This is a genomic window from Streptomyces armeniacus (assembly GCF_003355155.1).
GTDB lineage: Bacteria > Actinomycetota > Actinomycetes > Streptomycetales > Streptomycetaceae > Streptomyces > Streptomyces armeniacus.
On record NZ_CP031320.1, the window covers coordinates 5,491,323 to 5,511,402 of the forward strand.

Sequence of the window (20,080 nt, forward strand, 5' to 3'; positions counted from 1 at the left end):
GGCGCCACCGCCCCGCCGGGCGCCCGCGCCGTTCAGCCGCAGCCCGGGTCGGCCGCGTCCACCGAGTCGGGGCCGCCCTCCGGCTTGACGTACGTCGCGTACAGCACCACCGGCTCCTTGCCGTGGTTGTGGCCGGTGTGCACATGTTCCGGACCGACCGGTTCCACCACGGTGTCGCCGGGCCCGGAGACCTCGACGGAGCAGTCCGCGAGCGTACGGGTCAGGGTGCCGGACTTCACGACGGCGAGCAGCCGGCCCGGGTGGTAGTGCCAGCCGGTGGTGCCGCCGGGCTCGATGGTGATCTTCCTGTAGGCGACGTCCGTACGCCCCTCCGCGCTGATCTCCACACCGTCCGCCGTGCTGCCCTCCGCGAGGGTCTTCGAGGTGACGCCGCTGCCGGGCGTCGCCACCGCGGCCGAGGGCGCCGCGGCGATTCCCGCCACACAGACCGCCGTGACCGCCGCTTGCCGTACTCGTCTCCAGCGCTTCGAAAGGGGCATGGCGTCACGTTAGCGATCCGCCCGTGCACGTGCAGGTGATCCGGCGGCCAAGTAGGCGCCGCAACAGGCGAGTTGCGGCCAGTCGCGGCCAGTTGCGTGCCGGTCGCGGCCGGTCGTGGCGCCCGTCAGCGGACGGCGCCGATGCGCACCGGGTGCGCCGAGCCGTCCTCGACGGGCTCGCCGCAGTGCGCGCAGACGGTCGCCGGGTGCAGGTCCGCGCCGCAGGAGTGGCGCCAGACGGTCGGCGCGGGGCCGTCCGTCGCGTAACGGTCGCCCCACTCCATGAGGTTGAGGAGGATCGGCCGGAGGGCGCGGCCCGCTTCGGTCGCCACGTACTCGTAGCGCCGCGGGCGGCTCTCGTACTCCCGCTTCTCCAGCACGCCCGCCTCGACGAGCTTGCGCAGGCGCGTGGCGAGGATGTCGCGGCTGGCGCCGGTGTTGCGCGCGATCTGGTCGAAACGGTGCACGCCGAGCATCACCTCGCGCAGGGCGAGCAGGGTCCAGCGCTCGCCGATGACGCCGAGGGCGTTGGCGATCGAGCACTCGCGGCCGTTCATGCCGGTCAATGTAGCACCCCGAAATCGTTAGTTGTGAAATCCAACTGACGAGCGTATACAGGTAATGGTGACCGACCCCGAGAACGGAGCAGGACCATGCGCGATGCGGTGATCGTCGACGCGGTACGCACGCCGATCGGCAAGGGCAAGCCCGGCGGAGCGCTCTCCGGAGTGCACCCCGTGGACCTGCACGCACACGCCCTCCGCTCCCTCATCGAACGCACCGGCATCGACCCCGCCCTGGTGGACGACGTCATCAGCGGCGCCGTCGGCCAGATCGGCGAGCAGAGCTCCAACACCGCGCGCTGGGCGGCGCTCGCCGCGGGCCTGCCCGAATCCGTGCCGGCGGTCACGGTCGACCGGCAGTGCGGAAGCAGCCAGCAGGCGCTCCACTTCGCGGCACAGGGCGTGCAGAGCGGCGCGTACGACCTGGTCATCGCCTCCGGAGTGGAGTCGATGAGCCGCGTGCCGATCGGCAGCCAGACCGCGGGCCGCGACTTCCTCGGCTCGGAGGTCGCCGCGCGCTACCCGGACGGCCTCGTGCCGCAGGGCATCAGCGCCGAACTCATCGCCCAGCGCTGGCAGCTCACCCGCGCACAGCTCGACGCGTACGCCGCCGAGAGCCACCAGCGTGCGGCGCGCGCCTGGCGCGAAGGGCGCTTCGCGGGGGAGGTCGCGGCGCTGAAGGCGCCCGCCGACGGCGGCGCACCCGTGCCGGTCACCGGCGACGAGTCCGTACGGCCCGGCACGACGACGGAGATACTGGCCGGCCTGCGGCCCGCGTTCCGCGACCCCCACTGGGAACAGCGCTTCCCGGACCTCGGCTGGAAGGTGACCGCGGGCAACTCCTCGCCGGTCAACGACGGTTCCGCCGCGGTGCTCATCGCGGGCGCCGACACGGCCGCGCGGCTGGGGCTGCGCGCACGGGCGCGGCTGCACACGTTCGCCGTCACCGGCGACGACCCGCTGTACATGCTCACCGGCGTCATCCCCGCCACCCGCAAGGCACTCGGCCGCGCCGGTCTGGCACTGGCGGACATCGACGCGTTCGAGGTGAACGAGGCGTTCACCAGCGTGGTCCTCGCCTGGCAGGCGGAGTTGGGCGCCGACCTCGCCAAGGTGAACGTCAACGGCGGCGCCACCGCGCTCGGCCACCCGCTGGGCGCCAGCGGCGCGCGCCTGATGACGACGCTGCTGTCGGTCCTGGAGCAGACGGGCGGCCGGTACGGCCTGCAGACGATGTGCGAGGCGGGCGGCCTCGCCAACGCGACGATCGTGGAACGCCTCTGAGCGGGGCCCTCGGTCTCTCCCGCCGCTCAGCCCCGTTTGCGGCTCAGCCCCGTTCCGGCCGCCCGCGTACGACCAGGCCGAGCGCCGTCGCACCGGCCAGGGCGCCGGCCACGGCGAGCAGTACGCGGTGGTCGAGCAGGGCGACCAGGCCCGCGCCCGCCGCGAGGGAGACGGCGTTCGGGGCGAAGACCAGGGTGTTGGCCGTCGCGGCGACGCGGCCGAGCAGCGCGTGGGGCGTATCGCGCTGTACGGCCGTCATGGCGGCGATCAGTACGCACGGCAGCCCGGCCCCGATGAGCACGCTGGCCGCCAGCGCGACCGTTGACGACGGCGTGGTGCGCAGGGCGACGCCCAGGCCGAACAGGGCGATACCGGCCGCGGCGAAGGCCCGTTCGGGCAGCCGCCGCAGCAGCGGGCCCGCCGCCACGCCGCTGAGTACGGACCCGACGCCCTGCGCCGCGTACAGCACCCCCGCGAATGCGGGGGAGCGGTGCAGCCCGGAGTCCACGACGGCGTACACGGCGGCGCCGTTGAGCCCCGCGACGAACATGGTGGCGGCGCCCGCCAGCACCAGCCGCCGCAGGCCGCGCTGCCGCCACACGTACCGCGCGCCCTCCGCGGTCCGCGCCGTCCACCGCGCCGCCCCCTTCCGCGGCGGAGGCGGCTCGGACACCCGCATCAGCGCGAAGGCACCGGCGGCGAGCGCGAACGTGACCGCGTCCAGGACGGCCACCGCGGCGCCACCGAACTGTACGAACAGCCCCGCGCCGAGCAGCGGGGCCACGAGCTTCATGCCCTCGTTTGCGGTCATGCGCAGGCCGTTGAAGTCGCCGTGCAGTTCCGCGGGGACGGCCGACGCGACGAGCGCCGCCTCCGCCGCGTCCGTCAGAACGGCGCTGACGCCGTACGCGGTGAGCACCGCGAAGAGGAGCCACACCTGTCCTTCGGTACGGACGGTGAGCAGCGTCAACAGCAGTGCCGCCATGGCCAGGTTGGCGCGTACGAGCAGCGGGCGGCGCCGCGTACGGTCCGTCAGCGTGCCGATCACCGGACCGAACAGGGTCGGCGCCCACACGCAGAACAGCGCCAGCGCCGCCAGACTGTCCGAGCCCGTCAGCGACTTGACCCAGACGCCCGCGGCGAGCGACATCGCGGAGCTGCCGAAGCCGGAGACGACGACGCCGCCCAGGTACAGCCCGGAGTTCCGGTCGCGCAGGACCCTGGCGGCACCCCACTCCACGCGTCGCCCCCCGCCGCCGTATGCCGCGCGCCCGCTCCGTACGTCCGTGCCCGACGTACGAGGGTGAACACGGCCGCACCCCCAAGTCAACACTTGGGAGTCGCTGACCGGCCCCCGTACAGTGGTGTTTACTGACCGCCGTGACCACGAACGACGCCGTACTGCGCGCGCTGGCCCACCCCACGCGGCTGCGGATGCTGTCGCTGATGTGGGCCGCCCCGCAGTCGGCCGCCGCGCTCGCACGGGAGTTGGGGATCTCGCACGCGCTGGCCAGCCACCACCTGCGGCTCCTCGGCGCCGCGGGGCTGGCGGAGCTGGACGGGACGCGTACGCGCCGGGGCGGTGTCGAGCGCCGCTACCGCACCGTGCACGGCACGCCGCTCTCCGACCAGGGCGAACGCGACGGCACCGCCCTGCTGTCGGAGACCCTCGCGCACAACCTCCGCGAGCGCGCCGCCCGGCACGCGCCCGGCAGCCCGGGCGTCACCGCCGACGCGGAACTCTGGCTGACGCCGGCCGACTGGGACGGCTTCCGCCGGCGCATGGCCGAACTCCTCGCCGACCTGCACGACGCGGCACAGCCGCCGCACGCGCCGTACACCGTACGGGTGGGCGGCACGGTGATGCTGTTCCCGCTCGCCGAGGACGACGACACGGCCGACCACGACGGGGGCGGGGACGGGAGCGGTGCCGGGGGCGGGGGCCGCTGACAAGCGTCAGGCCGTCTCCTCCATGCGCGGCGCCGAACGCACCAGCCGCCGCAGCTCGTCGCGCCCGTGCTCGACGACCTCCAGCAGCGGTTCCGCGTGCGTACGGGGCGGCAGGGGCAGCTCGGCGACGAGATCGTCGGCGGTGAACTCCGGCCGTTCCAGCCACAGTTCGAGCGCGCGCCACAGCTCGGTGCGCCTGTGGTCGGCGGGCAGCAGCCAGGGCGCCGCCTCGTACGGGGTGGCGTCCGCGCCGTTCGCGTGCAGCAGTCCGGAACGGCGCACGAGGCAGGCGTAGCAGAGCCCGCAGTTGACGATGTCCGGTCCGGGCCGGCGCGCGGGGGCGGCCGCGCAGCTCAGGGTCCGTTCGAGGTCGTCGCGGCCGAGCCCGGCCGCCAGCGCGGCCTGGCAGACCTCGCCGCAGGTGTCGTACAGCAGCGGGTTCTTGACCCGCACGGTCCCCGCGACGGCCTGTATCAGCTGATTGAGGAGGTGCAGGAGCCACGGGTGTACGACGCTGGCGGGCAGCCCGCCGACGGCACCCTCTTCCGCTTCCCCTTCCGTTTCTCCTTCCGCTTGCCTGCTCGGCGGCGGGCTGAGGGCGAGCTGGCCGTTCTCGGGCGCGTGCAGCACGGTTACGTCTTCCGCGGCGGCCGCCCGCACGGCGAGCGCGGCGTACAGCAGCCCGCGCGACCTCGCCGAGCGCTCCAGCGTGCTCCCGTGCGCCTGCGGCGTCTGACCGGGGACGGTGATCTGGCGTACGAGCCGCTTGGCGAGCGCGCGTACGGCCTCGTGCGCGGGCTGCTGCACGCGCTTCTGCGGCTTCCGCTCCGCGAAGGTCACGAGCAGCAGCGGGCCGCGTCTCGCGTCGGCCGCGCGCTGCGCCGCCCAGCTCAGGGAGTCCAGGCCACCGGAGAAGAGGGCGACTTCGCGGGCGCGGCGCGCGTCGTCGCCGGGGAACAGCACCTGCGTCGGGCGCTGCGGCAGCTGCCGGAACTCCAGCGTCCACACGTCCCCCGTCAAGGCCCGCAGCAGCGGCTCCAGCACGGGTACGGCGGCCTCCTGCCACCGTTCCGGATCGGTCACGGGGAGCGAGAGCGTGAAGTGCCGGGTCCACCGGTCGGGGGACGCGTCGCGGCGGACGAGCCGGTCCGCCAGGAAGACGGCCCTGGCCGTCCGCAGCAGATCGTCCGCCCAGCCGGGCACGGGCCCGGTGAGGCTCTGCCGGCCGGTGACGCGGTCTTCGCGCTCCCTGAAGTCCGACTCGTCGACGGCGCGCCAGCCGGCGCCCTTGGGGCGCTCCTTGGGGACGGCCCGCCACCAGAAGCGGGCCGTGTCGGGGGAGATCATCCTGCGCTCTCCGGCTCCTCTCTGGCCGTGGGCCGGGCGTGCCCGGCGGTGACGGTGCGGTGCCGGGCGGCGGTCTCGGCCCGACTCCACGATGGCACAGCTCGCCGTGCGCATGATCGACAGTGCGGGAATCGGTGACACGGGGTCAGGCGGGGCCGGGGGCGGTCACGGGCGGTCACGGTGCGTGCGGGGCGTGTGCGGGGCAATGTGCGGGGGCGCGTGTGGGGCGTGCTGCCGCCTGCTCCCGCCCGCTTCTGCCCGCTGCCGAACGGCGGCGCCCCGAGGACCGCCGTATCCTGGACGCCGGACCGGACCAGCCCGCGAAACACGTTCCGGTTCATGGCGGGAGGTGAGCTTCCGATGTCGGTGCGTCCGCTCGACAGCGGGACCGTTACGGGCCTCATCAGCGATGCGACGACGGCGCCCTCCCTGCACAACGCACAGCCGTGGAGATTCCGCTTCCGTTCGCGCAGCCGTACGTTCGAGCTGCGCTCGGACCCCGGGCGCGCCTTCCGCCGTACCGACCCCGAGGGCCGGGCGGCGCACCTGGGATGCGGCGCGGCGCTGTTCAACCTGCGGGTCGCCGTCGCCGACGCGGGCTGGGGCGCCGAGACGCGGCTGCTGCCGTACCGGCAGGAGGGCCCGTCCGGCCCGTCCGGCCCGTCCGCGCCCGGCACCGCCACTCCGTCCGGTGCCCGCGGACCGCTGCTCGCGACCGTACGGCTGTCCGACACCGGCGCGCCCGACGCCGAACTCGCCGCGCTCTACCCGGCGCTCTCCCGCCGCCGTACGAGCCGCCACCCTTTTACGGAGGACCGCGAGATCCCCGCCGACGTCCAGGCGGAACTCACCCGCGCCGCCCGCAAGGAGGGCGCGCAACTGGTGCTGCCGACCTCGTGGCACGTGGACACCCTGCTGGAACTCGTCCGGGACGCGGAGGGCCGGGACACGCTGGACCCGGAGCAGTTCGAGGAGGCGGCGCGCTGGACGCACACAGGCACCGAACAGCCCGGAGCCGCCGCCTCCGCCTCGGCCGCAGGGCCCCGGGGCGGCAGCCCGGACCCCGCTACGGAGGGCATCCCGGCGTACGCCTTCGGCCCGCGCAGACGGGGCGGCAGGGCGCCCGTACGGGACTTCGCGGGGCGCCGCCAGGTCCCCGGCCGCGAGGCGGCCGACTTCGAGGACTGGCCGCACCTCGTCCTGCTGGGCACGGCGCGTGACGAGCCCGCGGACTGGCTGCGGGCGGGCCAGGCGATGGAACGCGTCCTGCTCGCCGCCACCCGCGCGGGCCTGGCCACCTCGCTCACCTCGCACGCGGTGGAGCACGCCGACCTGCGCCGCCTCGTCCGCGACCCGCAGTCGACCATGGCGTACGTCCAGATGGTGCTGCGCCTCGGCTACGGCCCGTCCGGCCCGGCGACCCCGCGCCGCCCGGTGGGCGACGTCCTGGACCCTGGCTGACCGCCTCACCGCCTGCCCGTCACCCGAGCTCCGTTACCCCGGCCCCGCTACCCCGGCCCGCCCCCGTGCCGGTGCTCCGCCGCGAGGAGGCCCAGGACGACCACGTCCTGACGCGCGCCACGGAAGAACTCGTGCTCGCGGAGCAGCCCTTCCCGTACGAACCCCAGGCGCCCGTGGAAGGCGAGCGACGTGCGGTTGAACGCGTACACCTCCGCGACGCACTTGTGGAAGCGCCGCTCGAGGAACATGTAGTCGAGGACGATGCCGACGGCCTCCGTCGCGTAGCCGCGGTGCCGGTGGGCGCGGTCGATCGCCACGCCGTAACGGAAGTGCCCCGCCCGCCGGTCCACGCCGAACGTCGATATCGCACCCACGGTCTCCTTCCCCGACAGGCTTTCCACCGCGAGCGCGAACTCCTCCTCGTCCACCGGTTTCGCGGCGAGTTCCTCCGTCTCGCGGCGGTGCCCCTCGGCGGACCGGGGCGGGACGACGCGGTAAACGGAGCGGGCGTCCTCGGAGTTCTCCTCGAACCGCTGGAAGTACTCCCAGTCCGATGCCTGGAAACCACGCAGCAGCACGGATTCGCCCCGCCACAGGCTCACGCGCCGTACCCCTCCGGGAAGCCTCCCGTGAACCCGTCCGCGCATCCGTCCGCGAACTCCTCCGCCACGTACCGCGCGTACGGCAGCGCGTGCCGCCACGCCCGCTTCTGCCATTCCAGATGCGCGGCCACGGCGGTGGCGTCCGCGACCAGGCGGAAGCCGAGGAAACGGTCGTCCGCTCCGAACTCGAGCAGGGCGAGGAACTCCTCGTCGAACACCCAGTAGTCGTGCCGCGGCAGGCCGATCTTGCGGGCACGCGAGCGCGTGAGATAGCGGATGTCCTCACCGGCGCGGAGATTGTGCGGGGTGTTCACGATTTCCCAGCGCAGATAGTCACTGGGCGGTGAGTCGACCACCCGGACCCTGCTGACCCGCTTTCCCCGTCCGGTCTGTTCGGACATGAGGTCGAGCCAAGGCTGCAGCCATTGGATTCCGGGGTCCTCGCCCGCCAGATATCGCTGGAACGGGACATCCTCGGAGGCGACACCGTACGCGGTGCGCACTTCCAGGCGGTATGCAGTGGATGCGAAATCCGAGAATAGCCGCTCGAAGGCTTCCGGATCGCTGATGACTTCGGTGGCCGCGGCTTCTTTGAGGTGTGTGTTCACTTGAGGGATTCCAGCAGCGAGCGCGGCACGACGACGAAGTCCTCTCCCGGCAGCACGTTCCTGAGCTGGGAGATCGCTTCCGGATCGGTTAACTTGTCGCCCTGCACGACGATGTCGCCGCTGTCGGTCTCGTACAGCGAGGGACACGATCCGGAATTGCTGCTGCTGGTGAGGAAGCGTAGCTTCACGGGCTCTCCCTGTGATTCTGAACCTGTTGGCGGCGAACTTGGCGCGAGTGCGGCGTCACCTTACCGTCCGAGTGATGCGGCGATACCATCCTCCCGCTGACGTGTGCCCGGGCAAACGTCCTTTTCGGCCAGGTCCGGAACCACGGAATCGTTCATTCCCTGATAGACGGGAGTCAGGTGATGCACTGGAGAGTCATCAGATCGAGTGATGGATGTGAGGGCGCTGAGACCGCTGACCCGTACGGCAGTAAAAGATGACGGATCAGCGGAATTCCGGGCCCCGGATCCACAACGACCTGTCCGGCAGCACCGGCGCGTCCGTGCAGGCCGGCACCGTCGAGGGCGGCGTACATCTCACCGTGCACGACGGGCCGTCGTGGACGGTGCCGCGCCAACTTCCACCGGACGTGGTCGGATTCGTGAACCGGGGGAGTGAACTCGCCGCGCTGGACGCCGTGCTGCGGGCCGCACCACCGGAGTCCCGGCTGGCACCCATGGTGATCACGGCCATCGCGGGCGCGGCCGGAGTGGGAAAGACCGCCTTGGCCGTGCACTGGGCACACCGCGCGCGGGACGCCTTTCCGGACGGCACCCTCTACGCCGACCTGCGCGGATACGACCTGCGTGCCCGTAAGACGCCGGAACAGGTCCTCGGCGGATTCCTGCACGCGCTCGATATCGCACCGACCCGTATCCCGGTCGAACTCGAAGCACGGGCCGCGCTCTTCCGTACGCTTCTCGCCTCCAAACGCGTCCTGCTCGTGCTCGACAATGTGGCAACGGCTGATCAGGTGCGTCATCTTCTGCCCGCCGCCGATCGAAGCCTCGTCCTGGTGACGAGCCGCAGCAGGCTCTCAGGACTCGTGGCACGGGACGGAGCCGCCCGTATGACCGTCGACCATCTGACCCCTGAAGAGTCGCTCCGGCTGCTCGCCGAGATCGTCGGAGCCGAACGAGTGGCCGCGGGGGAGCACGCCGCACGGCAGTTGACCGAGCTGTGCGACCAACTGCCCCTGGCATTGCGCATTGTGGCCGAACGTGCTGTCACCCACCCGCATCACACGCTCGCCGATCTCGTCGACGAGCTGTCCGACGAGCGCGCCAGGCTCGACGCCCTCGCGCTGGACGAGGACGAACTCACCGCCGTACGCACCGTCTTCTCCTGGTCCTACGGCGCTCTCGCGCCTGCCGTGGCGCGTACGTTCCGGCTGCTCGCCGTCCACCCGTCACCCCACTTCAGCACGTCCGCGGTGGCCGCGCTGACGGGCGCGAGTCCGGCCGCGGCGGGGCGGGCGCTGGACAGCCTGAGCGGTCTGCATCTGATCGAGCAGCGGGCCCGGCACCGGTACCGCCTGCATGACCTGCTGCGCTCCTACGCACTGGAGAGAGTCGTGGAAGAAGAGACGAACGCCCTGCGCGACGCCGCCACCGACCGAGTGCTCTCCTGGTACCTGCGCACGGCGCACGCGGCGTCCCGGCTGATCCTGCCGCAGGGCCGCGAACTCGCCCTGCCCGCCCCGGTGTACGGGCCCGAGGGCACGGAAGGCGGCGCGGGCGGCGCCGAGTTCGAGAGCCTGGAGTCCGCGCTTCAGTGGTGCGAGGACGAACGGCAGACGCTGCTGGACGCCGTGAACCAGGCGCACTCGCTGGGCAAGCACGAGATCGCCTGGAAGCTCCCGGTGGCCCTGATGGGCTTCTTCGAGCGGAGATCGTACTGGGACGACTGGATCTCCACCCACCTCACCGGGCTGCGGTCGGCACGGAGCGCGGGCGACCGGTTCGGTGAGGGGTGGCTCGCCCTGAGCCTCGCCGACGCCTACTGGGACACCCGCCGCACAGAGACGGCCCTCTCGTACTTCGGCCAGGCACTCGACGCAACCCGGGACACGGGCGACGAGTGGGGCGAGGGTTTCTCCCTCCGCGGGATGAGCATCGCCCAACTGGCGCTCGGCCGGCACGAGTCCGCACTCGACTACTCCCGGCAGGCCCGGCGGGTCTTCGCCCGGATCGGGGAGCGCCGCGGTGAGGGCATGTGCCACCTCAGCATCGGACAGGCGCAGCAGGGCCTCGGCAGGCTGGCGGAGGCCGTCGCCTGCTACCGGCGGGCGCTCGCCGTCTTCGACGAGCTCGGCAACGAGTGGAGCACCGCGCTGACCACCTTCCACCTCGGCACGGCGCTGCAACTGCGCGGCGCGCGCGAGGAGTCGGTCGAGCAGCACGCCGCGGCGGCCGCCGCGTTCCGCCGCCTCGGCGACCGGCGGCACGAGGCCGTCGTCCTGCACTCGCTGGGCGACCTGTACGCGGCCGCCGGCGAATCCACCCGCGCGCTCGAGGGCTGGCAGGGCGCGTGTCACCTCTTCGAGGAGCTCGGCGACCTCCAGGCGGAGGAAGTCAGGTCCAAGATCGCGGCACTGGGCACGGCGTAACGGAGCCGTGGCGCAACGGGGCGGGGGCGCAACAGACTTGCGGTGCAACGTTGCGTCGCAACGGTCGTGTGGCGCGCGAACAGACCTGCCCGCGCACGCGAAGCGCCCCGGCTGTCCGGGTGGACAGCCGGGGCGCTTCCGGTCGTTCGCAACGGCTCAGCCGCTGCCCGTCCGGCGGTGCTTACGCGGCTCAGCCGCCGCTGGGCCGCGCTCGGGCTCCGTTCGTCAGCAGCGCTTGTCGCTCTGCCCCGAGAGTGTGGTGGCGGAGCCTGCCGGGCGGAGGGTGCCGACGGCAGCGGTGCAGTCGTCCACCGTGGCCGCGCCCTCGGACCAGTACTCCTGGCCGTTGTCCTTGGGCCAGGTCACGGTGCCGAGCTGCTTGTCCTGCGTGTAGCTGTACACGCCGGCGCTGACGTCGTAGTCGTCTTGCTTGTCGGTGAAGCTCTGCCAGACCCAGACGTAGCTGTAGTTCTCCTTGCACTCGGGCGAGTAGAACTGCTTGACGGAGGCGATGGTCTCGCCGCCCTGCTTGATGTAGCCGGTGGTGCCGATCTGGTGGGCGTCCTCACAGACGTCCATGGCCTGGGCCTTCTTGCTCGAGGGGTTGCCCTCGGGCGTGGGTGCCGTGGACTGGGACGAGGCGCGCTCGGACGGTGCGGGAGCCGGTCCGCTGCCCGCGAGAGCGCTGCCTGCCGGGACCATGACGAAGGCGGCGGCGACGGCCGCCGTGGCGAACATGCGTGAACGCATGGGTGGTTCCCCCTTGCTCGGTTGTGCGTTGGCCTCGGAGCAGGGCGCAGGTGTGGGTCGTCCCTCCGTACGCGTCCGGAGGGGACACCGGCCAAAAGCTCCGATCTCCCAAGAAGACACGCGACGCGCGCGAAGGGTTGTAGAGCGATCTCAGAATCAGCCGTACGGATGCGCTTTGTGCCTCCGTACGGAGGCGTTTCGGCCTCCGTACGGAGGCCGAAAGCTCAGGAACGGAAGCCCAGCAGCCGGTGAAGCGCGGCGCCGTCCGCCCCCGTGGCCGTACCCGAAGTGCCGTTCCGCGCACTCGTCTTGGCGCCGTCCCGCGGCTCCGGGTCGGGCAGCGCGGCGCAGACCGCGTCCGCCGGGTTGCGGCCCTGGCTCCCGCGGCGCGGCACCTCACCCGTGGCCAGATACGCGGCGACGTGGCCGTCCAGGCAGCGGTTGCCGCTCAGCGAGATGCCGTGGTTGCCGCCGCCCTCCTCGACGACGAGGCTCGACCCCGCCAGCTTGCGGTGCAAGGTGACCGCGCCCTCGTACGGGGTTGCGGCGTCGTCCGTGGCCTGGAGCAGCAGTACGGGCGGCAGTTCGCGGTTGGACACGTCCGGCGGCGTCAGCGAGGGCACGGGCCAGAACGCGCACGGGGCGTTGTACCACGCGTTGTTCCAGGTCATGAACGGTGCCTTGGCGTGCACCGCCGACATGTCCCGGCGCCAGGTGTTCCAGTCGCGCGGCCAGGAGGCGTCGCGGCACTGCACCGCCGCGTAGACGGAGTAGCTGTTGTCGCCCGCGGCGTCCACGGCGGCGTGTTCGTCGTACGCCTTGCCGAGCGGCCCGTCGTCACCCTTGTTGACGTACGCGGCGAAGGCCTCGGCCAACTCCGGCCAGTAGCCGTTGAAGTAGCCGCCGGGCAGGAACGTGTCCTCCAGCTCGGCCGGCCCGACCTTCCCGGCGGCCGGGTCCTCGCGTACGGCGTCCCGCATTGCGTACCACGCCGCCTCCACGTCCGCCGGGTCCGTGCCCAGGCCGTACTCGGCGTCGTGCCGGGCGACCCAGGCCGCGAACGCCTTGTGCCGCTTGTCGAACGCGAAGTCCTGCGCGATGTTCGCCTCGTACCAGACGCCCTCCGGGTTCACGACGCTGTCCAGCACGGCACGGCGTACGCGGCCAGGGTACAGCTTGGCGTACACGGCGCCGAGGTAGGTGCCGTACGAGTAGCCGAAGTAGTTGATCTTCTCGCTGCCCAGCGCGCGCCGGATCACGTCCATGTCCCGGGCGGCGCTCGGCGTGTTCATGTGCGGCAGCACATCCTGGTGCCGCTGCGCGCAGGACCGGGCGAAGCCCGCGGCGCGCTGCACGTTGGCCTGCCCAGCCTGCCCGGCCTGCTCCGTCTGCGGACCGCGGGGCACGGAGTCGAGGCGTACGGGGTCGAAGTACCCCGGCCGGCAGTCGAGCGCGGGCTCGCTCTTCCCGACCCCCCGCGGGTCGAAGCCGATCACGTCGTACTGCGCCGCGACCTCCGCGGGCAGCGACTTCGCGACGTACCCGGCCATGCCCACCCCGCTGCCGCCCGGCCCGCCCGGGTTGACCAGCAGCGGACCCTGGTACGTACGGGCGGTGTGCTTGATGCGGGACAGCGCCAGCTCGATCTGCCGGCCGTCCGGCCGCGCGTGGTCCAGCGGCACCCGTACGGTGGCGCACTGCAGCTTCGGGTAATCCTTGGTGCCGCACCCGGTCCACTTCAACCCGCCGTCGGAGCCGTCGGAGGCGCCACCGTCGGGGGCGGCGGCCGGGGCGGCGGCGAGCGTCCCGGCCAGCACCACGGCGGCGGCGGAGGCGGCGGACAGGGCGAACGTGCGTCTCTGCATCAGGTCTCCCTCGACACGATGTGCGGCCGCAACCACGCGGCCTACGGCATCGTGCCGGAAACCCGCCCCCGTCCCACCGCTCCGCGCCCCCGTATCCCCGCAGATGACCACCCCGGGTCCGCCCTACGGCCGAATGGCCGCACGTGATCCCGTACGGGACGCAGGGCTGGAGGGGGAGGGCGTCAGTTGGAGGCCGGGGTCGGCTGGAGTTCGCTGGGGCGGACGATGACGAAGCCCTCGCCCTCCAGCTTCAGCTGGACCGCCTCGCCCGAGCCGCCGCGGATCATCGAGCCGAAGCTCTGCGAGCGGTTCAGCGAGGTCTGGAGCTGGGCGCTCCAGCCCACCACCGCGTCCGTGTCGACGAAGACCGGCGCCTGCGGCGACACGGGGATGACGATGGGGGAGCCCTCGCATACCACGGCGAGCCGGCCCTGGCCGGTGAAGAGGCTGTTGAACAGACCGCCGCCGGTCATTCCGGCGCCCTTCACCATCTTTATCTCGTAGCTGAGGCTGGCGTCGAAGCACAGCACGTTCCGCCCGTTGACGGTGAGGGAGTCGCCGGGGGCGAAGTCGACGATGAAGCAGTTGGCGGCCTCGTGCGCGAACCACGCCTCGCCCTGGCCGCGGACGGCCATCAGGGCCAGGCCCTCGCCGGTGACGGACCGCTTGAGGAAGTTCCCGACGCCCTGGCCCTGCTTTTCGAACTGGAGGTTGCCGCGGAAGGCGACCATGGCGCCCTGACGGGCGTAGCACTCGCCGTTCACCGCGTACTTGATCGACTTTTCGTTCTGCTGGGTCATGCCCGCTGCGGTGGCCGGCTGGGCCATGTTCTCGGAGGCGAAGAGCTCACTCTGCATGGCCTGATCCTCCCCCGGAACCGTGGCCTCCGCCAAGGGGGGCACTTGCCGTACGTGCCCGGACCCCCGGCCGTACGTACGGCGGAAGCTGTGCATGTACGGCCGGGGGCCCGCGCCTACCGGGGGTCCCCGGCCGCCGGCCCCGTCCGCTCCGTGACCCGTGCCAGCAGCGCGGGCTGGTCGGCGAGCGCCGTCCGCACCATCTCGTCGAACATGGGGCCGAAGCCGGCGATGTCGGGGGAGTCCCAGTCGATGCCGCCGAGCGGCGGCTCCGGGTCGTACTCGATCATCAGCTGGATCTTGCGGGCGACCGCCTCGCCCGCGAGCCGCGCCGCCAGGTGCAGTGCCATGTCGATGCCGGCCGCGACGCCGGCGCCCGTGAGGACCGGGCCGGACTCCACCCACCGTTCGGCGACGGGCTCCGCGCCGAACGCGGGCAGCATCCAGCGGAGCCCCCAGTGCGTCGTGGCCCGGCGCCCCTCGAGGAGCCCCGCCGCGCCCAGGAGCAGCGAGCCCGAGCACACCGAGGCGACGACGTCGGCGGTGGGCGCGGCCTCGCGGATCCAGCCGACCAGGGACTCGTCGGCGAGCGCGGCGAGCGTCGGTTCGCCGCCGCCCGGCACGACGAGTACGGCGGGCCGGGGGACCTGCTCGAAGGTGTGGGAGGCCAGCAGCCGCAGCGGGGTGTCCGTGTCCGCCGGCGTACGGGTGTCCGCGCCGGCGACCACCACCTCGTACGACGGGTCGAACGCGGTCAGCCCCGTCAGCACCTGGAGCGGGCCGACGAGGTCGAGCGGGGTGCAGCCGGGGTACAGCGCGAAGGCGATCGTCTTGGTCATGGCCCCACCGTCGGCGCCCGTACGGCGCGCGGCGAGGCCGGACGGCGAGCGTGTCCGGATACGTGGGATCCCAGTCCTTCCGACATGGCCGCCGGCCGCCGTGTCCGGCATAGAGTCGCCCGTATGGTCGCCCGTATGAGCGAACGGCGGGTGGTGGTCGTCGGGTTCGAGGGCGCGGAGCTGCTGGACATCGCGTGCGTCACGTCCAGCTTCGACGGCGCCAACCTCAGCGGCGCCGACCCCGCGTACGCCGTCACCCTGGCCACCCCGGGCGGCAGTGACGTCGCCTGCGGCTCCGGCCTCACGCTGCGCGCAGGCGGCGCGCTGGAACGGGTCTGCGGCCCGCTCGACACCCTGGTCGTCTCGGGCGGTTTCGGCCACGAGAGGGCCGCGGCCGATCCGCGCGTCACCGGCCACGTACGGCGGCTGGCCCGCGAGAGCCGCCGGGTCGCGTCGGTGTGCACGGGGGCGACCGTACTGGCCGCCGCCGGGCTGCTCGACGGGCGGCGCGCGACGACGCACTGGGGCTGGGCGGGGCAGCTCGCCGCCGACTACCCGAAGGTGACGGTGGACCCCGACCCGATCTACGTACGCGACGGCGACGTCTCCACCGCGGCCGGCGTCACCAGCGCGCTGGACCTGACGCTCGCGTTCGTCGAGGAGGACCACGGCACGGCGCTGGCCCGGCGCGTCGCCCGCGGGCTGGTGACGTACCTGCAACGGCCGGGCAACCAGGCGCAGATGAGCATGTTCACCCGCGCGCCCGCGCCGGGCGACGGGCTCGTACGGCGTGCCGTCGACCTCGTCACGGGCGGGCTTGCCGGCGAACTGACGGTTGCCGGGCTGGCCGCCGCCGTGGGCGTCAGCGAACGGCATCTCACCCGGCTGTTCCTGGACGAGCTCGGGCAGACACCGGGCCGGTTCATACGGCAGGCCCGTACGGAGGCCGCCGCGCATCTGCTCGCGTCGACGCGGCTGCCGGTGGCGGGCGTGGCGGCGCGGTGCGGGTTCGGGTCGGCGGAGACGCTGCGACAGGCGTTCGTCGCCCGCTACGGTGTCCCGCCCTCGCGCTACCGGGCGACGGCGCAGCGGGCGCCGGGGTAGCCGTACGGGCGGCGCGTACGGGACCCGACTCCTACGGGACCGGGCGCGTACGGGTCCGGGTGCGTACGGGTCCGGGTGCGGCGGCATCATGGAGCGTGTGCGACTGGAAGCGATCACCTGGCAGCGGCTGACCGAGGCACTCGCCGAACGCCTCATCGCCACCCCGCCCGCCGGCGGCGGCCGCCGGCTGCGCGTCGCCCTCGACGGCGCGCCCGCCGCCCGGCCGGAGGAGCTCGCGGCGGAGCTGGCGGAGGCGCTGCGGCTGCGCGGACGCCCGGTGCTGCCGGTCGCGGTGGACGGCTTCCTGCGTCCGGCGTCGCTCCGCTTCGAGTACGGCAAGCAGGACCCCGACGCGTTCTACGACCTCTGGTACGACACCGGCGCCCTGTGGCGCGAGGTCTTCGACCCTCTCGAACCGGACGGCGACGGGCGGGTGCTGCCCGACCTGTGGAACCCGGCCACCGACCGGGCCACCCGCAGCGAACGCGTCGCGCTCGGCGCCGGCGGCGTACTCCTGCTGCACGGGCCGCTGCTGCTCGGGCGGTGGTTCCCGTTCGACCTGACGGTGCACCTGAGCCTGTCCGCCGCCGCGCTGGCCCGGCGGACCAGCGCGGCGGAACGGTGGACGCTGCCCGCCTTCGCCCGCTACGAGGACGAGGTGGGCCCGGCGGAGGCGGCGGACGTCGTCGTACGGGCCGACCGCCCGGAGCACCCGGCCTGGAACGGGCCGCTGGACTGAGCGGATCGCTGAACTGGCCGCTGGACTGGACGGGCCGCCGGGCCGAACGGGCGGGACCCGGCGTGGCGCTCAGAGCACCCCGGTGTGGCGCTCAGAGCAGCGGGACGGACACGGCCGTGTACGGGGTGCCGGGCGTCGGCGGGGTGGTGAAGCGGGCGTTCACCACGTACAGCCTGCCCCGGTACGCGGCGGCCGTGGTCGGGATGTCGAAGCGCTCGTCGGTGATGCGGGCGCGGTAACGGGCGCCGCCGCCGTCAAGGTCGGGAAGGTGGAGGGTGTCGGGCCAGGGGCGGGCGGCGCCCGTACGTTCACCGCCCGTACGTTCACGGCCCGTACGTTCACGGCCCGTACGTTCACGGCCCGTACGTTCACGGCCCGTACGTTCACGGCCCGTACGTTCACGGCCCGTACGTTCACGGCCCGTACGTTCACGGCCCGTACGTTCACGGAACGTACGTTCCGCGCCCGTGCGTTCCGCCGCCGTGGCCGTGGGTGCGAGCGCGCCGGCGGCCGCCGCCGACACGCCCGCTGCCGCTGACCCGAGCAGGCTGCGGCGGGCCGGCTCAACTCGCCTGTGCCGCAGGGCCGGTGACCCGGATCTTGGACTGCTTGTGCGGCAGCTTGTCCCAGTCGTCCATCACCCTGGCGGCGAGCCCGTACGACTCGGCGAGCGCGATCAGCGTGCCGGGACGGTAGTAGAAGTCCTCGTGCAGGACGTGGTGTTCGGTGCCGTCCGTGCGGTTGTAGGTGAAATCGAAGAATCCGCCCGGCGCGAGGACGCGTGCGATGTGCGCGAAACACTCCTCGATGACGGGGAGCGGCGAATGCGAGAAGACGCTGTGCGCGTGCACCACATCGAAATGGCCGTCCGGGAGATGGGCCAGCCTGAGGTCGTTCACGAGCGTCAGATAGGGCAGCCGGGATTGCAGCTTGCAGTCGGCCAGGGTGCGTTGCGCCGCCAGCAGGATGTCGGGGGAGATGTCGATGCCGTGGTAATGCCCCGGCTCGAGATACCCGATGAAATGGTGGCCCGCGCGCAGATTTCCGCAGCCGATCTCCAGCATGCGGTCGGCGGGGGTCAGTCCGTGCCCGAGGAGATAGTCGAACTGCAGCTGCCCCAGAGCGTTCCAGCGTTCCTCCGAGGGCGTGCCGACCGCGCCGCGCGGATTGCGGGCGGTGTCCGCGCGCATGACCGCGCGGTAGTACGCGACGTGGTCGCCGCCGGTCCTCCGGCGGATTCTCCAGTCGCGGGTCAGCCGGCGCAGATACGGGGCGATGCGCTGCGGGTGGCGGGCCGCGTAGCGGACCCGGTGGGTGAGCGAAGAGCGGTTGCGAGTGCGTACCGGAGCGGACATGGCGGCACCTTTCCTGACTCTGCGAATGTGCTGCTGCTACGGGGTCGGGGCGGGTCGTGGACGGACGGGGACGGGCGCGGGCGGCCTACCGACCTTAGCCCACAGCTGCGTCAGAGGAATAAGAGGGGTATCAGAGACAGCCTACTTCGTGTCGCGCGCCAGATACGCCAGCAGGTCCTGCCTGCTCAGCACCCCGGTCGGCTTCCCCTCCTCCAACACCAGCGTGGCGTCCGCCCCCTCCAGCACGCTCATCAGGTCACCGACCGACTCGCCGGAGCCGACGTGCGGCAGCGGTCCGCTCATGTGCTTCTCCAGCCGGTCCGTCAGCGAGGCGCGCTGGGCGAACAGCGCGTCCAGCAGCTCCCGTTCCACCACCGACCCGATGACCTCGGCCGCCATCACGTCCGGGTGCCCGGCGCCCGGCTTGACCACCGGCATCTGCGAGACGCCGTACTCGCGCAGCACCTCGATCGCGTCCCCCACGGTCTCCTCCGGGTGCATGTGGACGAGCGAGGGCAGCGGGCCCTCCTTGTACCGGAGGACGTCGCTCACGCGCGCGATGGTCGGCTCGCCCTCCTCGAGGAAGCCGTAGTCGTTCATCCAGTCGTCGTTGAAGATCTTGCTGAGGTAGCCGCGTCCGCTGTCGGGCAGCAGCACCACGACGACGTCGTCGGGGCCGAGCCGTTCGGCGACGCGCAGCGCGCCGACGACCGCCATTCCGCAGGAGCCGCCGACGAGCAGCCCCTCCTCCTTGGCCAGCCGCCGCGTCATCTGGAACGAGTCCTTGTCGGACACGGCGACGATCTCGTCGGTCACCTCGCGGTCGTACGCGTCGGGCCAGAAGTCCTCGCCGACGCCCTCCACGAGGTACGGCCGCCCGGAACCGCCGCTGTACACCGAGCCCTCCGGGTCCGCGCCCACGATCCGCACCCGGCCCTCGCTGATCTCCTTGAGATAGCGGCCCGTTCCGGAGATCGTGCCGCCGGTGCCGATGCCGGTGACGAAGTGGGTGATGCGCCCGTCGGTCTGCTCCCACAGCTCGGGACCGGTCGTCTCGTAGTGCGACCGGGGGTTGTTGGGGTTGCTGTACTGGTCCGGCTTCCACGCCCCGGGCGTCTCGCGGACCAGCCGGTCGGAGACGTTGTAGTACGAGTCGGGGTGCTCGGGGTCGACGGCCGTGGGGCAGACGACGACCTCGGCGCCGTACGCCCGCAGCACGTTGATCTTGTCCGTGGAGACCTTGTCCGGGCACACGAAGATGCAGCGGTAGCCCTTCTGCTGCGCGACGATGGCCAGCCCGACGCCGGTGTTGCCGGAGGTCGGTTCGACGATCACGCCGCCGGGGAGCAGCTCCCCGCTCCGTTCCGCGGCCTCGATCATCCGCACGGCGATGCGGTCCTTCACGGACCCGCCGGGGTTGAAGTACTCGATCTTCGCCAGCACGGTGGCCCGGATGCCCCCGGTCACACTGTTCAGCTTGAGCAGCGGGGTGTTGCCGACAAGCTCGATCATCGACTCGTGATACTGCACCTGTTCTGCCTTTCGGGTCCGGGGGTGGCGGGGCCGGCGGTCCCTGTGGGGTGCCGGCCCAGCGGAATGCAGCGGGCCGCTGCCGTCGCTCTACCCGTGTCGACACCATATT

Annotated in this window: 19 protein-coding genes and 1 pseudogene; 6 read left to right on the forward strand and 14 right to left on the reverse strand. The window is 72.5% G+C overall.

What is annotated here, in order from left to right:
- Positions 1-32: 32 nt before the first annotated feature.
- Together DVA86_RS23945 and DVA86_RS23950 are read right to left on the reverse strand one after the other, a co-directional pair.
- Positions 33-500 (reverse strand): cupin domain-containing protein, encoded by a 468-nt coding sequence (locus DVA86_RS23945; protein WP_208881324.1) that lies wholly within the window; start codon positions 498-500, stop codon positions 33-35.
- Positions 501-625: 125 nt separating this feature from the next.
- Positions 626-1,057: a winged helix-turn-helix transcriptional regulator gene (locus DVA86_RS23950; protein ID WP_208881326.1), complete on the reverse strand. Its 432-nt coding sequence runs from the start codon at positions 1,055-1,057 to the stop codon at positions 626-628.
- 96 nt (positions 1,058-1,153) lie between these two features.
- On the opposite strand from DVA86_RS23950, the gene DVA86_RS23955 reads away from it, so the two are divergent.
- Positions 1,154-2,347: a thiolase family protein gene (locus DVA86_RS23955; RefSeq protein WP_208881327.1), complete on the forward strand. Its 1,194-nt coding sequence runs from the start codon at positions 1,154-1,156 to the stop codon at positions 2,345-2,347.
- Positions 2,348-2,390: 43 nt separating this feature from the next.
- Here DVA86_RS23955 and DVA86_RS23960 read toward each other — a convergent pair whose 3' ends face one another.
- Complete coding sequence (locus DVA86_RS23960; RefSeq protein ID WP_208881329.1) at positions 2,391-3,587, reverse strand: MFS transporter; 1,197 nt, start codon at positions 3,585-3,587, stop codon at positions 2,391-2,393.
- 140 nt (positions 3,588-3,727) lie between these two features.
- Between DVA86_RS23960 and DVA86_RS23965 the strand changes: the two genes are divergently transcribed.
- Positions 3,728-4,297, forward strand: a complete 570-nt coding sequence (locus DVA86_RS23965) for an ArsR/SmtB family transcription factor (protein ID WP_208881331.1) — start codon at positions 3,728-3,730, stop codon at positions 4,295-4,297.
- Positions 4,298-4,303: 6 nt separating this feature from the next.
- Here the strand turns inward: DVA86_RS23965 and DVA86_RS23970 are convergent, their stop codons facing one another.
- Positions 4,304-5,644 (reverse strand): adenine nucleotide alpha hydrolase family protein, encoded by a 1,341-nt coding sequence (locus tag DVA86_RS23970; protein ID WP_208881333.1) that lies wholly within the window; start codon positions 5,642-5,644, stop codon positions 4,304-4,306.
- 360 nt (positions 5,645-6,004) lie between these two features.
- Between DVA86_RS23970 and DVA86_RS23975 the strand changes: the two genes are divergently transcribed.
- Entirely contained in the window at positions 6,005-7,105 is a 1,101-nt protein-coding gene (locus DVA86_RS23975) for an Acg family FMN-binding oxidoreductase (RefSeq protein ID WP_208881335.1), read from the forward strand.
- A gap of 47 nt (positions 7,106-7,152) precedes the next feature.
- Here the strand turns inward: DVA86_RS23975 and DVA86_RS23980 are convergent, their stop codons facing one another.
- From DVA86_RS23980 to DVA86_RS23990, 3 genes are read right to left on the reverse strand one after another with little or no spacing between them, the layout of a single operon-like run.
- Complete coding sequence (locus tag DVA86_RS23980) at positions 7,153-7,707, reverse strand: GNAT family N-acetyltransferase (protein WP_245997056.1); 555 nt, start codon at positions 7,705-7,707, stop codon at positions 7,153-7,155.
- Positions 7,704-8,315 carry a DUF6879 family protein gene (locus tag DVA86_RS23985; RefSeq protein ID WP_222623476.1) on the reverse strand — a complete coding sequence of 204 codons (612 nt, stop codon included), beginning with the start codon at positions 8,313-8,315 and terminating at the stop codon, positions 7,704-7,706. Before DVA86_RS23985 ends, DVA86_RS23980 begins: the two co-directional genes overlap by 4 nt.
- On the reverse strand, positions 8,312-8,503 hold the full coding sequence (locus DVA86_RS23990; RefSeq protein WP_208881338.1) for a hypothetical protein: 192 nt from the start codon (positions 8,501-8,503) through the stop codon (positions 8,312-8,314). The genes DVA86_RS23985 and DVA86_RS23990 overlap by 4 nt, the downstream gene beginning before the upstream one ends.
- A gap of 254 nt (positions 8,504-8,757) precedes the next feature.
- Between DVA86_RS23990 and DVA86_RS23995 the strand changes: the two genes are divergently transcribed.
- Positions 8,758-10,929 (forward strand): ATP-binding protein, encoded by a 2,172-nt coding sequence (locus DVA86_RS23995; protein WP_208881340.1) that lies wholly within the window; start codon positions 8,758-8,760, stop codon positions 10,927-10,929.
- 225 nt (positions 10,930-11,154) lie between these two features.
- On the opposite strand, the gene DVA86_RS24000 is transcribed toward DVA86_RS23995, so the two are convergent.
- The 4 genes from DVA86_RS24000 to DVA86_RS24015 form a co-directional block, all read right to left on the reverse strand.
- Positions 11,155-11,679: a hypothetical protein gene (locus DVA86_RS24000; RefSeq protein ID WP_208881342.1), complete on the reverse strand. Its 525-nt coding sequence runs from the start codon at positions 11,677-11,679 to the stop codon at positions 11,155-11,157.
- 224 nt (positions 11,680-11,903) lie between these two features.
- Positions 11,904-13,544: an alpha/beta hydrolase gene (locus tag DVA86_RS24005; protein WP_208881343.1), complete on the reverse strand. Its 1,641-nt coding sequence runs from the start codon at positions 13,542-13,544 to the stop codon at positions 11,904-11,906.
- A gap of 182 nt (positions 13,545-13,726) precedes the next feature.
- Positions 13,727-14,401 (reverse strand): AIM24 family protein, encoded by a 675-nt coding sequence (locus DVA86_RS24010; RefSeq protein WP_208881345.1) that lies wholly within the window; start codon positions 14,399-14,401, stop codon positions 13,727-13,729.
- Positions 14,402-14,517: 116 nt separating this feature from the next.
- Complete coding sequence (locus DVA86_RS24015) at positions 14,518-15,240, reverse strand: DJ-1/PfpI family protein (protein ID WP_208881347.1); 723 nt, start codon at positions 15,238-15,240, stop codon at positions 14,518-14,520.
- Between the two features lie 135 nt (positions 15,241-15,375).
- Here DVA86_RS24015 and DVA86_RS24020 point away from each other — a divergent pair, with 135 nt between their 5' ends.
- The gene (locus DVA86_RS24020; RefSeq protein ID WP_208881349.1) at positions 15,376-16,344 is read left to right on the forward strand and encodes a GlxA family transcriptional regulator; all 969 of its coding nucleotides are present in this window, start codon (positions 15,376-15,378) and stop codon (positions 16,342-16,344) included.
- Between the two features lie 97 nt (positions 16,345-16,441).
- Complete coding sequence (locus DVA86_RS24025) at positions 16,442-17,083, forward strand: nucleoside/nucleotide kinase family protein (protein ID WP_208881351.1); 642 nt, start codon at positions 16,442-16,444, stop codon at positions 17,081-17,083.
- Between the two features lie 91 nt (positions 17,084-17,174).
- Here DVA86_RS24025 and DVA86_RS35470 read toward each other — a convergent pair.
- From DVA86_RS35470 to DVA86_RS24040, 3 genes and pseudogenes are all read right to left on the reverse strand, one after another.
- Positions 17,175-17,312, reverse strand: a pseudogene (locus DVA86_RS35470) (superoxide dismutase); the annotation flags it as partial.
- A 334-nt stretch (positions 17,313-17,646) separates the two neighbouring features.
- Positions 17,647-18,438, reverse strand: coding sequence for a class I SAM-dependent DNA methyltransferase (locus DVA86_RS24035; protein ID WP_208881354.1), 792 nt, complete (start codon positions 18,436-18,438; stop codon positions 17,647-17,649).
- 141 nt (positions 18,439-18,579) lie between these two features.
- Entirely contained in the window at positions 18,580-19,968 is a 1,389-nt protein-coding gene (locus DVA86_RS24040; protein WP_208881355.1) for a cystathionine beta-synthase, read from the reverse strand.
- Positions 19,969-20,080: the final 112 nt, after the last annotated feature.

Coding starts and splice junctions, on each gene's coding strand:
- DVA86_RS23945 (WP_208881324.1), bottom strand. CDS start 500: ATGCCCCTTTCGAAGCGCTGGAGACGAGTACGGCAAGCGGCGGTCACG.
- DVA86_RS23950 (WP_208881326.1), bottom strand. CDS start 1,057: ATGAACGGCCGCGAGTGCTCGATCGCCAACGCCCTCGGCGTCATCGGC.
- DVA86_RS23955 (WP_208881327.1), top strand. CDS start 1,154: ATGCGCGATGCGGTGATCGTCGACGCGGTACGCACGCCGATCGGCAAG.
- DVA86_RS23970 (WP_208881333.1), bottom strand. CDS start 5,644: ATGATCTCCCCCGACACGGCCCGCTTCTGGTGGCGGGCCGTCCCCAAG.
- DVA86_RS23975 (WP_208881335.1), top strand. CDS start 6,005: ATGTCGGTGCGTCCGCTCGACAGCGGGACCGTTACGGGCCTCATCAGC.
- DVA86_RS23995 (WP_208881340.1), top strand. CDS start 8,758: ATGACGGATCAGCGGAATTCCGGGCCCCGGATCCACAACGACCTGTCC.
- DVA86_RS24000 (WP_208881342.1), bottom strand. CDS start 11,679: ATGCGTTCACGCATGTTCGCCACGGCGGCCGTCGCCGCCGCCTTCGTC.
- DVA86_RS24005 (WP_208881343.1), bottom strand. CDS start 13,544: ATGCAGAGACGCACGTTCGCCCTGTCCGCCGCCTCCGCCGCCGCCGTG.
- DVA86_RS24010 (WP_208881345.1), bottom strand. CDS start 14,401: ATGCAGAGTGAGCTCTTCGCCTCCGAGAACATGGCCCAGCCGGCCACC.
- DVA86_RS24015 (WP_208881347.1), bottom strand. CDS start 15,240: ATGACCAAGACGATCGCCTTCGCGCTGTACCCCGGCTGCACCCCGCTC.
- DVA86_RS24020 (WP_208881349.1), top strand. CDS start 15,376: ATGAGCGAACGGCGGGTGGTGGTCGTCGGGTTCGAGGGCGCGGAGCTG.
- DVA86_RS24035 (WP_208881354.1), bottom strand. CDS start 18,438: ATGTCCGCTCCGGTACGCACTCGCAACCGCTCTTCGCTCACCCACCGG.